The organism is endosymbiont of Riftia pachyptila (vent Ph05) (genome assembly GCF_000224455.1).
Classification (GTDB): Bacteria; Pseudomonadota; Gammaproteobacteria; order Chromatiales; family Chromatiaceae; genus Endoriftia; species Endoriftia persephonae.
In genome coordinates this window covers 1-12,858 of sequence record NZ_AFOC01000095.1, presented here as the reverse complement: position 1 = coordinate 12,858, position 12,858 = coordinate 1, and the positions used below count along the sequence as shown (strand labels likewise).

The following is a 12,858-nucleotide window of genomic DNA, read 5'->3' as shown; positions in this document are numbered from 1 at the left end:
GATGTCGGCCACCGGCAGCGCATCTTCTATGGTGACCACCCGGTAGCCTTCCATCGCCGCCTGCAGGGCGCAGATCGGATCGATCTCGGTGATCCATACGTTGGCGCCGAGACCGCGCAGGGACTGGGCCGAGCCCTTGCCCACGTCGCCGTAGCCGCAGACCACGGCGACCTTGCCGGCGATCATCACGTCGGTGGCGCGCTTGATGCCGTCCACCAGTGACTCGCGGCAGCCGTAGAGGTTGTCGAACTTGGACTTGGTGACTGAGTCGTTGACGTTCATACCGGGGAACAGCAGTTCGCCTGCTTCGACCATCTGGTAGAGACGATGCACGCCGGTGGTGGTCTCTTCGGTGACGCCGCGGATCGATTCGGCCATGCGATTGTAGCGGGTCGGGTCTTCTGCCAGTGAGCGCTTTAGTACGCTCAGGATGACCTTCCACTCGTCCGCGTCGTCATCCTTGGGCTCTGGGACGCCTTCGGCAGCGAATTTCACGCCATTGTGTACCAGCAGGGTGGCGTCGCCACCATCGTCCAGGATCATGTTGGGTTCCTGGTCGCCAGGCCAGTTGATGACCTGCTCGGTGCACCACCAGTACTCTTCCAGGGTCTCGCCCTTCCAGGCGTAGACCGGGATGCCAGCGGCGGCGATGGCGGCGGCGGCGTGGTCCTGGGTGGAGAAGATGTTGCAGGAACACCAGCGCACTTGGGCACCGAGCTCCACCAGGGTCTCGATCAGTACTGCGGTCTGGATGGTCATGTGTAGGGAGCCGGTGATGCGGGCACCGGTCAGTGGCTTGGATTCGCCGTACTTCTCACGCAGTGCCATCAGACCTGGCATCTCGGTCTCGGCGATGCGCATCTCTTTGCGGCCCCAATCGGCCAGGGACATGTCAGCGACTTTGTAGTCAGTAAACTCACTCATGGTAATCAACTCCTGAATATCGTGAGTGAGCGCGGTTTTTTACGATTTTTTCCTTCGCTCCGAGCCTGGCGGGCGTTGTTGCCCGTTGCAGCGCTCCTCGGAGGAGAGGATGTGTGATTTTGAATTTTTCTGGCCGGGGTCGGAGTCGATCCGGCGAGTAACTAGGTTAATCGTATGGTATTATCTCGTATCGACTCCGACCCCCTTATCTTGACTGGGCCTTAAAGCCCCGCGTCGTTTTTCAGTACCACCGCCTTGTCGGTATTCTCCCAGGTGAAGCCCTCGTTCTCGCGGCCGAAGTGGCCGTAGGCGGCGGTCTTGCGGTACTTGATCTGCGCTGCGTTGAGTAGGTCGAGCATCTTTAGAATGCCGTAGGGTCGCAGGTCGAAGTGTTTGTGTACCAGTTCGATGATCTTCTCGTCGGCAATCTTGCCGGTGCCGAAGGTGTCGAGCATGATCGAGGTTGGCTTGGCCACGCCGATGGCGTAGGAGACCTGGATTTCACAGCGCTCGGCGAGGCCGGCGGCGACGATGTTCTTGGCGACATAGCGGCCGGCATAGGCGGCGGAGCGGTCGACCTTGGAGGGGTCCTTGCCGGAGAAGGCGCCGCCGCCGTGCCGCGCCGCGCCGCCGTAGGTGTCGACGATGATCTTGCGGCCAGTGAGGCCGGCGTCACCCATCGGGCCGCCGATCACGAACTTGCCGGTGGGGTTGATGTGGATGTTGGTGTCGCTGGTCAGCAGGCCGGTGGGTTCCAGTACCGGCTTGACGATGACGTCCAGCACCGCGTCGCGAAGGGCCGCTTCGCTTAGCACATCGGCATGCTGGGTGGAGAGCACCACCGCGTCGATGCTGACTGGCTTGCCATCCTTGTAGTGGAAGCTGACCTGGCTTTTGGCATCGGGGCGCAGCCAGTCGAGCTCGCCGCTCTTGCGCACCTCAGATTGGCGCTCCACCAGGCGGTGGGCGTACTGGATCGGGGCCGGCATCAGCACGTCGGTCTCGTTGGTGGCATAGCCGAACATGATGCCCTGGTCGCCGGCGCCCTGGTCCTCGGGGCGGGAGCGGTCGACACCCTGGTTGATGTCGGGGGACTGTACGCCGATGGCGGTCATCACTGCGCAGGTCTCCCAGTCGAACCCCATCTCGGAGCTATTGTAGCCGATCTCCTTGATAGTCTGGCGCATGATCGCTTCGTAATCGGGCTTGGCGGTAGTGGTGATCTCGCCAGCGATCATCACCATGCCGGTCTTGAACAGGGTCTCACAGGCGACTCGGGCGTGGGGGTCTTCTGCCAGGATGGCGTCGAGGATGGCATCCGATACCTGATCGGACATTTTGTCGGGGTGCCCCTCTGAGACAGATTCGGAGGTGAAGATATATTCACTGGCCATGGTATTTATTTCCGTGCTTGGTCCTTCGGGGGAAGGTGAAAGAAATGCTGGACCCGCGCCTAGGTAGTGTGGCTATCCCTGGTCAAAGGCGGCGATTTTACACCTGGTTTTGCTTTTTGCATAATGCCGGCCGGAATTTCAATCAACTACTCACAGGGTTGCAAGAGCATGGTATCACTGCAAACGCCGGTATGTGATTTTGGTCACGGGGCGCCCGAATTCAGTTTGCCTGGTGTCGATGGCAGAGTATGGTCGCTCGGCGAATGCCGGGGTGAGAAGGGCCTTCTGGTCATGTTCATCTGCAATCACTGCCCCTATGTGAAGGCGATCCGCGACCGCATCGTGCGCGACGCCAGGGAGCTGAAGAGTCTGGGCGTGAATTCGGTGGCGATTATGTCGAACGATCCCAGCGAATATCCGGAGGACTCTTTTGAGAATATGCAGCGTGTCGCGGAGGAGTTCGACTTCCCTTTCCCCTATCTGCTAGACCAGACTCAGGCGGTGGCCAAGGCCTATGGTGCGGTCTGCACCCCGGATTTCTTTGGCTACAACGCCAGCCTTGAGTTGCAGTATCGTGGGCGTCTTGATGAAAGCCGCAAGCAGGCGGCGGCAGCCGATGTGCGGCGCGACTTGTTTGAGGCGATGAAGCAGGTGGCGGAGACTGCCCAGGGCCCACAGCAGCAGATTCCGAGCATGGGGTGCTCGATCAAGTGGCTTGACGAGTGATTTCCGGGACAGGGCGGTTTGTTGACTGGAGGTCGACATAAAAAACCAATAATGAGTATTGGAGTTTTCATCAGCATTCTTTATCGCACCTATAAGGGCTTCTTCTTTGCCCAGACATTTTTGTTGGGGCAGAATAGCTCACCTTTTGTCCGCGGCTGGCATCTGCAGGCTCGATTTTGAGAGCCAGACAGCGGCGAGATGGATACCCCCGTTTCAGGATGGCGGAGATGCCGCCGTTTTCGGGCTGCAGGCCGGGGCATTACCCTCTGGCAGAGTCCCGAGCAAACCGATAGATAAGATTTGTACATCTAAATCAGGAGTGATCAATGTCCTCACGCAGAGAACTCGCCAATGCCATCCGCGCTTTGAGCATGGATGCCGTGCAGAAAGCCAACTCCGGCCATCCCGGTGCGCCCATGGGTATGGCGGACATCGCCGAAGTCCTATGGAACGGCCACATGAAGCACAATCCGGCCAACCCGGACTGGGCCGACCGCGACCGTTTCATCCTTTCCAACGGTCACGGCTCGATGCTGATCTACTCCCTGCTGCATCTGACCGGCTACGACCTCAGTATGGATGACCTAAAGAACTTCCGTCAGTTGCACGCCAAAACTCCGGGGCATCCCGAGTACGGTTACGCTCCCGGCGTTGAGACTACCACCGGCCCCTTGGGTCAGGGCATTACCAACGGTGTGGGCATGGCGCTGGCCGAGAAGACCCTGGCGGCCCAGTTCAATCGTCGCGGCCACGAGATCGTCGATCATCACACCTACGTCTTCATGGGCGACGGCTGCATGATGGAAGGTATCTCTCACGAAGCCTGCTCCCTGGCCGGTACTCTGGGTCTGGGCAAGCTGATCGCCTTTTGGGACGACAACGGCATCACCATCGACGGTCACGTCGAGGGCTGGTTCACTGACGATACCCCCAAGCGTTTCGAGGCTTACGGCTGGCACGTCATCCCTGGTGTCGATGGTCACGATGCAGACGCCCTGAACGCGGCGATCGAAGCGGCCAAGGCGGTTACCGATAAGCCGACCCTGATCTGCTGCAAGACCACCATCGGTTTCGGCTCTCCGAACCTGGCCGGTACCCACGACTGCCACGGTGCGCCGCTGGGTGATGATGAGATCAAGCTGACCCGCGAGCAGCTGGACTGGAATTACGGTCCATTCGAGATCCCGGAAGATATCTATGCCGGTTGGGACGCGAAGGATGCTGGTGCAGCCGCCGAGTCTGCCTGGAATGAGAAGTTCGCCGCTTACGAGGCCGCACATCCCGAGCTGGCCGCCGAGTTCAAACGCCGCATGGCCGGCGAACTGCCTGCCAACTGGGAAGAGGAATCCAACAAGTTCATCGCTTCCGTCAATGCAGCGGCTGAGTCCCCTGCGACCCGCAAGGCCTCCCAGAACACCCTCAACGGTTACGGTCCGCTACTGCCTGAGTTTCTGGGCGGCTCTGCCGACCTGACCCCCTCCAACCTGACCTCCTGGTCCGGTTGCAAGGCAATCACTGAGGGTCACGCCGACGGCAACTACATCTCCTACGGTGTGCGCGAATTCGGTATGTCCGCCATCATGAACGGTGCCACTTTGCACGGCGGTTTTATCCCCTATGGCGCCACCTTCCTGATGTTCTCCGAGTACGCTCGCAATGCCCTGCGCATGGCGGCGCTGATGAAGATTCAGTCGATCTTCGTCTACACTCACGACTCCATCGGACTGGGTGAGGACGGCCCGACCCATCAGCCAGTCGAGCAGATTCCGACCCTGCGTATGATCCCCAATATGAATACCTGGCGTCCTGCCGATGCGGTCGAGACCGCAGTGGCCTGGAAGTGCGCGGTAGAGAAGAAGGACGGCCCCTCCACCCTGATCTTCTCCCGTCAGAACCTGCAGCACCAGAAACGTAACGACGCGCAGATCGCCGACATCGCCAAGGGCGGCTACGTGCTGGTCGACTGCGACGGTACTCCAGATGTGATCGTCATCGCCACTGGTTCTGAAGTCGATCTGGCAGTCAAGGCTGCGGCCGAGTCCGACAAGAAGGTGCGTGTGGTCTCCATGCCCTGCACCAACGTCTTCGATGCCCAGGACGCGGATTATAAAGAGTCCGTGCTGCCGGCTGCCTGCACCGCCCGCGTGGCAGTCGAGGCCGCGGTCACTGATAGCTGGTACAAATATGTCGGTTTGAACGGCAAGGTGATCGGTGTTGATCGCTTCGGTGAGTCCGCACCGGCGGGTCAGCTCTTCAAAGAGTTCGGCTTCACCGTGGAAAACGTTGTCGCAGCGATCAACGAAGTTTCCGCCTAAGGCATTGCAACGGACGCCGCGAGGCGTCCGTTAAGCAGATCAATTAACGACAAAATATTACGTTTTAACGGAGAATCAAACATGACTATCAAAGTAGGTATTAATGGTTTCGGTCGTATCGGCCGCATGGCTTTCCGCGCAATCGCTAAGGATTTCGCTGGTGACATCGAAGTCGTTGGTATCAACGACCTGCTGGACGCTGACTACCTCGCATACATGCTGAAGTACGACTCCGTACATGGTAACTTCGATGGCGACATCGCTGTAGACGGCAGCAACCTGGTTGTTAACGGTAAGAACATCCGTTTGACCGCTGAGCGTGATCCGGCCAACTTGGCCTGGGGCGACATCGGCGCCGATCTGGTTATCGAGTGCACTGGCTTCTTCCTGACCGAAGAGACCTGCCAGAAGCACATCGACGCAGGCGCCAAGAAGGTTGTCATGTCTGCGCCTTCCAAAGACGGCACCCCCATGTTTGTACACGGTGTTAACCACGAGACCTACGAAGGCCAGGCCATCGTTTCCGCGGCTTCCTGCACCACCAACTGCCTGGCACCTGTCGCCAAGGTCCTGAACGACAAGTGGGGCATCAAGCGTGGCCTGATGACCACCGTTCACGCTGCAACCGCTACCCAGAAGACCGTTGACGGTCCTTCCATGAAAGATTGGCGTGGTGGCCGTGGTATCCTGGAAAACATCATCCCGTCTTCCACTGGTGCTGCCAAAGCTGTGGGTGTTGTACTGCCTGAGCTGAACGGCAAACTGACCGGTATGGCCTTCCGCGTACCGACCTCTGATGTTTCTGTAGTCGACCTGACTGTTGAGCTGGAAAAAGATGCGTCTTACGACGACATCTGTGCGGCCATGAAGGAAGCCTCCGAATCCGGTCCGATGAGCGAGACTCTGGGTTACACCGACGAGAAGGTTGTTTCCACCGACTTCCGCGGATGCGGTAACTCGTCCATCTTCGATGCAGGTGCTGGCATCGCACTGGATGGCACCTTCATCAAGGTGGTTTCCTGGTATGACAACGAGTACGGCTACACCTGCAACATGCTGCGCTTTGTGAAGCACGTATCGGCGTAACTGATAGCCTTGTCCAGCCTTCGGCTAGCAGTGGGTACACAATTTGCTGCTAGCCGGTAGGTTGGGTTGAGCATGGCGAACCCCAACAGATTGTTGTTGCGGGATTTCGTTCACTCGACCCAGCCTACGCTGGCTGTTCGTTAAGCGACTTCTCGGCTGAGAGGTGGTTTACCAAACAGTCATATCTTTTAGAACACTTATGAAGGAGTTGATCATGGCTTTCATCAAGCTCACCGATCTCGATCTTGCCGGCAAGCGCGTTCTTATCCGTGCTGACCTGAACGTTCCTGTCAAAGACGGCAAGGTCACCTCCGACGCCCGCATCACTGCCTCTATGCCGACTATCGAACACTGTGTCAAGGCTGGTGCCAAGGTGCAGGTTATGTCGCACCGTGGGCGTCCGGAAGAGGGCAAGGCCGACGATGAAAACTCCATGCAGCCGATCGCTGAAGACATGTCTGCTAAGCTGGGCACAAGCGTGCGCCTGGTGAAGGATTATCTGGAGAACACCCCTGAAGTGGCGGACGGCGAAGTCGTGCTGTTTGAGAACGTGCGTTTCAACGCCGGTGAGAAGAAGGACAACGAAGAGCTGGCTAAGAAGTACGCAGCTCTGTGCGACGTCTTCGTGATGGATGCCTTCGGTACCGCCCACCGCGCCCAGGCCTCTACCCACGGTGTCGGCAAATTCGCCCCCACCGCTTGCGCCGGCCTGCTGCTGGCCAGCGAATTGGATAACCTGGCTAAGGCGCTGGCCAATCCGGCCCGCCCGATGGTCGCCATTGTTGGTGGCTCCAAAGTCTCCACCAAGTTGACGGTGCTGGAGGCCCTCTCTGAGAAGGTTGATCAGCTAGTGGTCGGTGGTGGTATCGCCAACACCTTCCTCAAGGCGATGGGCAACAATGTCGGTAAGTCTCTTTGTGAAGACGACCTGGTTGATACCGCCAAGGCCCTGGTGGAGAAGATGACGGCCCGTGGTGCCAATATCCCGATCGCCACCGATGTGGTCTGCGGTAAGAATTTTGCGGAAGCCGAGCCGGCTGTGTTGAAAGCAGCAGGGGATGTGGAAGACGACGACATGATCTTCGATATTGGCCCCGACTCCGCCAAGGAGCTGGCCGACATCATCGCCAAGGCAGGCACCGTGGTGTGGAATGGCCCCGTGGGTGTGTTTGAGTTCGATCAGTTTGGTGAGGGTACCAAGACTGTCGCCATGGCCATTGCCGATTCCGACTGCTTCAGTTTGGCTGGTGGCGGCGACACGATTGCCGCTATCCAGAAATATGACATCTACGATAAAGTCACCTATATCTCTACCGCCGGCGGCGCCTTCCTCGAGTATCTTGAAGGCAAGACCCTGCCTGCTGTGGCGATGCTTGAAGAGTGTGCCAAGGGCTGATCTCTGGTAGGAGCGGCGCCTTGCGCCGCGATTTATACTACTTCTTCGCGCCAAGGGGCGACGCTCCTACAACTGAGTTAAATATGCCAAGACGTACAAAGATCGTTGCAACCCTGGGCCCGGCCACAGACGACCCCAAGGTAATGGACAAACTAATCCATGCCGGGGTGGATGTGGTTCGCCTCAACCTCTCCCATGATCCTCATGATCAGCAGCGTGAGCGTGCTGAGCGCATCCGTGATCGTTCCCGCGCCAGTGGCCGTCAGGTCGGTGTGCTGTGCGACCTGCAGGGACCGAAAATACGTATCGGGCGCTTCAAATCCGACTTCGTGATGCTGGAAGAGGATGGCGCGTTCATCCTCGATGCCGAATGCCCACTCACCGATGGCGATGATGAGCGTGTTGGTCTGACCTATCCGGATCTGATCAACGACGTCGCTCGCGGCGATACCCTGCTGCTGGATGATGGGGCCATTGTGCTCTGGATCGCCGAAGTGGAGGGCAAGCAGGTCCACTGTAAGGTGGTGGTCGGTGGTAAGCTCTCCAACAATAAGGGCATCAACAAGCAGGGTGGCGGTCTCTCTGCACCGGCCCTCACCGAGAAAGACAAGCAAGACATCAAGTTCGCTGCCGAGATCGATGCGGATTATCTAGCCGTCTCTTTCGTGCGCTGCGCGGATGACGTGCGCGAGGCACGTCGCCTGCTGGAGGAGGCCGGTGGTGACGGGGGTATTGTCGCCAAGATCGAGCGGGCCGAAGCGCTGGATGTCATAGAAGAGATCATCGAGGCCTCGGATGCGATCATGGTGGCGCGCGGCGACCTGGGTGTGGAGATCGGTGATGCCGAGCTTCCAGCGGTTCAGAAAGAGCTGATCAGGACGGCACGACGCATGAACAGCGTGGTGATCACCGCCACCCAGATGATGCAGTCGATGATCGAAAGTCCGATCCCGACCCGCGCCGAGGTGTTCGACGTGGCCAATGCGGTGCTTGATGGCACCGATGCAGTGATGCTCTCAGCCGAGACATCGGTGGGCAAATATCCCCATAAAGTGGTCGAGGCCATGGATCGAGTCTGCATCGAGGCGGAAAAACAGGCCTCCGTGAAGCGCTCGAAACACCGCATCGATTCGGTGTTTGGTCGGGTCGATGAGGCGATAGCCATGGCCAGCATGTACACCGCCAACCATCTTGGGGTGAAGGCGATTGCAGCGCTTACCGAGTCTGGTTCCACCCCGCAATGGATGTCGCGCATCAGCTCTGGTATCCCGATCTACGCGTTGACCCGCAATGTGAAGACTCGTCGAAAAGTGACCCTATTCCGCGGTGTCTATCCGGTTAGCTTCGACGTCGCCAGCACCGACTACAACCAGGTCAATGAAGAGGTGATCGACGAACTACTGCGTCGCGGCGAGGTACGTGATAATGACTTGGTGCTGATCACCAAGGGCGATCGCTCCGGTGTGGAGGGGCAGACCAACATCATGAAGATCATGCGGGTCGGCGAACACATGCGCTATCGGGGTGATTGAGCAGAGCACGAACTCCAAGAAAGAATTTAAAGCTCGGAACGACAGGCTGTTGCTAGCTTCTGTTCCGGCGATCCAATGGACGGTTTTTTTGGTTTTGACACTACAGATTAGGAGGCAATCATGGCCCTGATTTCCCTGCGCCAGCTTCTCGACCACGCTGCCGAGAACGGCTACGGACTTCCGGCGTTTAACGTCAACAACATGGAACAGGTACACGCTATCATGCAGGCCGCTGATGCGGTTGACAGCCCTGTTATCCTGCAGGGCTCTGCTGGTGCCCGCTCCTACGCAGGTGAGCCCTTCCTGCGCCACTTGATCGAGGCGGCGATCGAGATGTATCCGCACATCCCGGTCTGCATGCACCAGGATCACGGTGCTTCCCCAGACATCTGCCTGCGTTCCATCCAGTCCGGTTTCAGCTCGGTGATGATGGACGGCTCGTTGATGTCCGACGGCAAGACCCCTTCCTCCTTTGAGTACAACGTGAATGTCACCAAACAGGTCGTGCAGATGGCGCACGCCGGCGGTGTTTCCGTCGAGGGTGAGCTGGGCTGCCTGGGCTCTCTGGAGACCGGTGAGATGGGTGAGGAAGATGGCCACGGAGCCGAGGGCAAGCTGGACATGGATCAGCTGCTGACCGGTGTTGAAGAGGCTGCGGACTTTGTCAAGCAGACCGGCGTGGATGCTCTGGCCATCGCCATCGGCACCTCCCACGGCGCCTACAAGTTCACCCAGGAGCCCACCGGTGAGATCCTGCGTATCGATCGCATCAAAGAGATCCACGCGCGCATCCCCAACACCCACCTGGTGATGCACGGTTCTTCCTCGGTGCCACAGGAGTGGCTGAAGATCATCAACGACTACGGCGGTGACATGGGCCAGACCTATGGCGTACCGGTTGGAGAGATCGTCGAAGGTATCAAGTCCGGCGTGCGTAAGGTCAACATCGACACCGATCTGCGCATGGCCTCCACTGGCTCCGTTCGCCGTCACCTGGAAGAGAACAAGAGCAACTTCGATCCGCGTAAGTTCCTCAAAGAGGCGACCAAGGCGATGTCCGATATCTGCAAGAGCCGCTACGAAGCATTTGGTTCTGCCGGCATGGCCTCCAAGATCACCCCGATCTCCCTGGAGAAAATGTTCGAAAGGTATGCAACAGGCGAGCTTGATCCCAAGGTCAGCTGATTGGCCGCAGCATACTAAAAAAGGGGCCTTAGGGCCCCTTTTTTTATCATCTGATTTTGCTTCAGGCAGCCCTATTGGTGGGATTCAGCGGGGGGAGGGGATCAGTCCGGAGCGCGAGAGAAAATCTTTCAGTTTGTTGGGGTTGAACCCGGTAAGCTGCTGCTCTCCCACCACAAACATGGGGACGCTACGTCCGCCAATACTGAAGAATTTCTTCTGGATCTTGTTTGGTTTCCCGACATCAAAGTCGAGAAAGGGGACGCCGTGCTGCTTCAACCAGGCTTTGGCCTGTCTGCAGTGCTTGCACTGCTGGGTAGTGTAGATCACGACCTTTGCTGTTTTTTCTTCTTGGCCATTCATGTGCAAGGCAGTTACCGTATGTTCTCTGTCCTGTGGTAAGTGGGCGTAACATTTGTTACGCCCCACGCTAGCTGACGACTTAGTTTCCTGTCAACTGTCGTTCCGCCTCGCGGTATTTTTCGGCCGTTTTGTTGATGATTTCGGCGGGCAGTTCCGGGGCGGGCGGGGTCTTGTCCCAATCCAGGGTTTCCAGATAGTCCCGCACAAACTGTTTGTCGAAGCTCGGTGGGCTGATTCCCGGTCGGTATTGATCAGCCGGCCAGAAACGGGATGAGTCAGGGGTGAGCGCCTCATCGATCAGGTGCACCACACCGTTATCGTCCAGCCCGAACTCGAACTTGGTGTCGGCAATGATGATGCCTTTGCTCCGCGCATACTCCGCCGCCTCGGTGTAGATGTGCAGACTGAGATCGCGCACCTGCTCTGCGAGTTCACCGCCGAGCAGTTCGACGGTCTTGTCGAAGCTGATGTTCTCGTCGTGTTCGCCAACTGCGGCTTTGGTGGAGGGGGTGTAGATCGCCTCTGGCAGCTTGTCGGCCTGCTGTAGCCCCTGCGGTAGCTGGATGCCACAGACAGCGCCGCTGCGCTGGTAATCCTTCCAGCCGGAGCCGATCAGATAGCCGCGCACTATGGCCTCCACCGGCAGTGGTTTGAGGCGGCGTACCAGTAGCGCCCGGTCACCCAGTGCGGCTCGCTGGTCGGCATCGGTGATGATGCTGCTGAGCGGCAGGTCGGAGAGGTGGTTTGGTACCAGCGCTTCGGTGCGCTTGAACCAGAAGTTGGAGACCCGGGTCAGTACCTCGCCCTTGCCGGGGATCGGCTGCGGCAGGACCACATCGAATGCCGAGAGACGATCGGTGGTGACGATCAGCAGATGATGGCTGTCGACTTCGTAGATGTCCCTGACTTTGCCGCGATTGAGCAGATGCAAATCGGGGAGTTCGGATTGGAAGAGGGTGTTAGCAGTTTCGATCATAGCGGTTGCCGTGGATACAAATCGGCATTATAACCGGATTTTTCGCCGGGCAGCCTGCAAAAAAAACAATTGCTTGGCTGATAAGCGGCTGTATAAACGCAACTCTTGACTGACGGCCTGATAGGGCCGCATCCAGATCGCACCGCGCAGCGTATAGCTGGGAGGAGAGAGAACTTGAGAGGATCGCTCACATGACAGAACAACAGCACTATCTGGTGGCATTTCGTGGCAGCTTTACCTCGGCACTTCGTTGGCACCATCTGGATGACCTGTGGGGTGTGTTGAGGGAAGATGCCGAAGGCGGCTGGTATGTCTATGCAGTCGGCGAGACGCCGCCCAGTACGGTGCTGGACAGTGCTGCATTCAACCGCTTCATCAGCGAGATCGACACCCTGCTGCGGGAAGAGCATAAGGAGAACTACTGTGGCATCGTCTATGCGGATGATCTCAGGCAGCCCAGCTTCGTCAAGATCTACGACCCGAACAACCTGGGAGTCTCCTGCGGTTACAGTGACAACCCTCCTCTACCGGGTTGGGTGCTGAGCAAAATTCCGCCGGTGGATCTACCGGCAACCCAGCAGCTGCCGAATAATCGCAAACGCTGGTGGAGGCGTCTGTTCAGCAGCTAATAAATCCATGATCAGGAGCCGGAAATAGTCCGGCAACGGCATGTTAGACTGCCCCTCCAATAACCATGATCACGACTACGTATTTGGGGCTCCCGGGTGAACTATGACAGAGAATAAGACAGCAGAGTTCGAGATGTCGTTGAATGACCGGCTCGATATGACCCAGAGTGTGTTGAATATGCTCGAGAGCTGGGGCCTGCGGGCGGAAGAGATGATGGCGCTGCTCAGTGTCGAAGGTAAACCCCGCCACTTCATGCGCTATCGACAGGATACCCCCTTTCCTCATACTCCGGAGCTGATGACGCGGATCGAGTACTTGGTGCGTATCGATGACG

Annotated in this window: 11 protein-coding genes, 1 pseudogene and 1 riboswitch; of the genes and pseudogenes, 8 read left to right on the top strand and 4 right to left on the bottom strand. The window is 58.1% G+C overall.

Annotated features, from left to right (window positions below; genetic code table 11):
* Together RIFP1SYM_RS13335 and metK are read right to left on the bottom strand one after the other, a co-directional pair.
* A partial coding sequence (locus RIFP1SYM_RS13335; RefSeq protein WP_039960509.1) for an adenosylhomocysteinase occupies window positions 1-924 on the bottom strand: 924 nt, incomplete at its 3' end.
* A 20-nt stretch (window positions 925-944) separates the two neighbouring features.
* Window positions 945-1,029, bottom strand: a riboswitch (S-adenosyl-L-homocysteine riboswitch).
* A 116-nt stretch (window positions 1,030-1,145) separates the two neighbouring features.
* Window positions 1,146-2,318 carry a methionine adenosyltransferase gene (metK, locus tag RIFP1SYM_RS13330; RefSeq protein ID WP_005965611.1) on the bottom strand — a complete coding sequence of 391 codons (1,173 nt, stop codon included), beginning with the start codon at window positions 2,316-2,318 and terminating at the stop codon, window positions 1,146-1,148.
* Window positions 2,319-2,486: 168 nt separating this feature from the next.
* On the opposite strand from metK, the gene RIFP1SYM_RS13325 reads away from it, so the two are divergent.
* From RIFP1SYM_RS13325 to fba, 6 genes are all read left to right on the top strand, one after another.
* The gene (locus RIFP1SYM_RS13325; RefSeq protein WP_039960513.1) at window positions 2,487-3,044 is read left to right on the top strand and encodes a thioredoxin family protein; all 558 of its coding nucleotides are present in this window, start codon (window positions 2,487-2,489) and stop codon (window positions 3,042-3,044) included.
* Window positions 3,045-3,370: 326 nt separating this feature from the next.
* Complete coding sequence (tkt, locus tag RIFP1SYM_RS13320) at window positions 3,371-5,359, top strand: transketolase (RefSeq protein WP_005965607.1); 1,989 nt, start codon at window positions 3,371-3,373, stop codon at window positions 5,357-5,359.
* 81 nt (window positions 5,360-5,440) lie between these two features.
* Window positions 5,441-6,445: a type I glyceraldehyde-3-phosphate dehydrogenase gene (gene gap / locus RIFP1SYM_RS13315; protein WP_005965605.1), complete on the top strand. Its 1,005-nt coding sequence runs from the start codon at window positions 5,441-5,443 to the stop codon at window positions 6,443-6,445.
* A gap of 214 nt (window positions 6,446-6,659) precedes the next feature.
* Window positions 6,660-7,841, top strand: a complete 1,182-nt coding sequence (locus tag RIFP1SYM_RS13310; protein WP_039960511.1) for a phosphoglycerate kinase — start codon at window positions 6,660-6,662, stop codon at window positions 7,839-7,841.
* An 83-nt stretch (window positions 7,842-7,924) separates the two neighbouring features.
* Window positions 7,925-9,373 (top strand): pyruvate kinase, encoded by a 1,449-nt coding sequence (gene pyk / locus RIFP1SYM_RS13305; RefSeq protein ID WP_006474818.1) that lies wholly within the window; start codon window positions 7,925-7,927, stop codon window positions 9,371-9,373.
* Window positions 9,374-9,493: 120 nt separating this feature from the next.
* Window positions 9,494-10,558 (top strand): class II fructose-bisphosphate aldolase, encoded by a 1,065-nt coding sequence (gene fba, locus RIFP1SYM_RS13300; protein ID WP_005965598.1) that lies wholly within the window; start codon window positions 9,494-9,496, stop codon window positions 10,556-10,558.
* 84 nt (window positions 10,559-10,642) lie between these two features.
* On the opposite strand, the gene RIFP1SYM_RS13295 is transcribed toward fba, so the two are convergent.
* Window positions 10,643-10,885 (bottom strand): glutaredoxin family protein, encoded by a 243-nt coding sequence (locus tag RIFP1SYM_RS13295; protein WP_232433094.1) that lies wholly within the window; start codon window positions 10,883-10,885, stop codon window positions 10,643-10,645.
* Window positions 10,886-10,997: 112 nt separating this feature from the next.
* Entirely contained in the window at window positions 10,998-11,894 is an 897-nt protein-coding gene (locus RIFP1SYM_RS13290) for a phosphoribosylaminoimidazolesuccinocarboxamide synthase (protein ID WP_006474814.1), read from the bottom strand.
* A 191-nt stretch (window positions 11,895-12,085) separates the two neighbouring features.
* Here RIFP1SYM_RS13290 and RIFP1SYM_RS13285 point away from each other — a divergent pair, with 191 nt between their 5' ends.
* Together RIFP1SYM_RS13285 and RIFP1SYM_RS13280 are read left to right on the top strand one after the other, a co-directional pair.
* Window positions 12,086-12,523 (top strand): hypothetical protein, encoded by a 438-nt coding sequence (locus RIFP1SYM_RS13285; protein WP_005965592.1) that lies wholly within the window; start codon window positions 12,086-12,088, stop codon window positions 12,521-12,523.
* 103 nt (window positions 12,524-12,626) lie between these two features.
* Window positions 12,627-12,858: pseudogene (locus RIFP1SYM_RS13280) on the top strand (hypothetical protein); the annotation flags it as partial.

What these genes read in the sequence shown, in the direction of transcription:
- RIFP1SYM_RS13325 (WP_039960513.1), top strand. Translation starts at nt 2,487, where the DNA reads ATGGTATCACTGCAAACGCCGGTATGTGATTTTGGTCACGGGGCGCCC.
- fba (WP_005965598.1), top strand. Translation starts at nt 9,494, where the DNA reads ATGGCCCTGATTTCCCTGCGCCAGCTTCTCGACCACGCTGCCGAGAAC.
- gap (WP_005965605.1), top strand. Translation starts at nt 5,441, where the DNA reads ATGACTATCAAAGTAGGTATTAATGGTTTCGGTCGTATCGGCCGCATG.
- RIFP1SYM_RS13310 (WP_039960511.1), top strand. Translation starts at nt 6,660, where the DNA reads ATGGCTTTCATCAAGCTCACCGATCTCGATCTTGCCGGCAAGCGCGTT.
- RIFP1SYM_RS13285 (WP_005965592.1), top strand. Translation starts at nt 12,086, where the DNA reads ATGACAGAACAACAGCACTATCTGGTGGCATTTCGTGGCAGCTTTACC.
- pyk (WP_006474818.1), top strand. Translation starts at nt 7,925, where the DNA reads ATGCCAAGACGTACAAAGATCGTTGCAACCCTGGGCCCGGCCACAGAC.
- tkt (WP_005965607.1), top strand. Translation starts at nt 3,371, where the DNA reads ATGTCCTCACGCAGAGAACTCGCCAATGCCATCCGCGCTTTGAGCATG.
- metK (WP_005965611.1), bottom strand. Translation starts at nt 2,318, where the DNA reads ATGGCCAGTGAATATATCTTCACCTCCGAATCTGTCTCAGAGGGGCAC.
- RIFP1SYM_RS13290 (WP_006474814.1), bottom strand. Translation starts at nt 11,894, where the DNA reads ATGATCGAAACTGCTAACACCCTCTTCCAATCCGAACTCCCCGATTTG.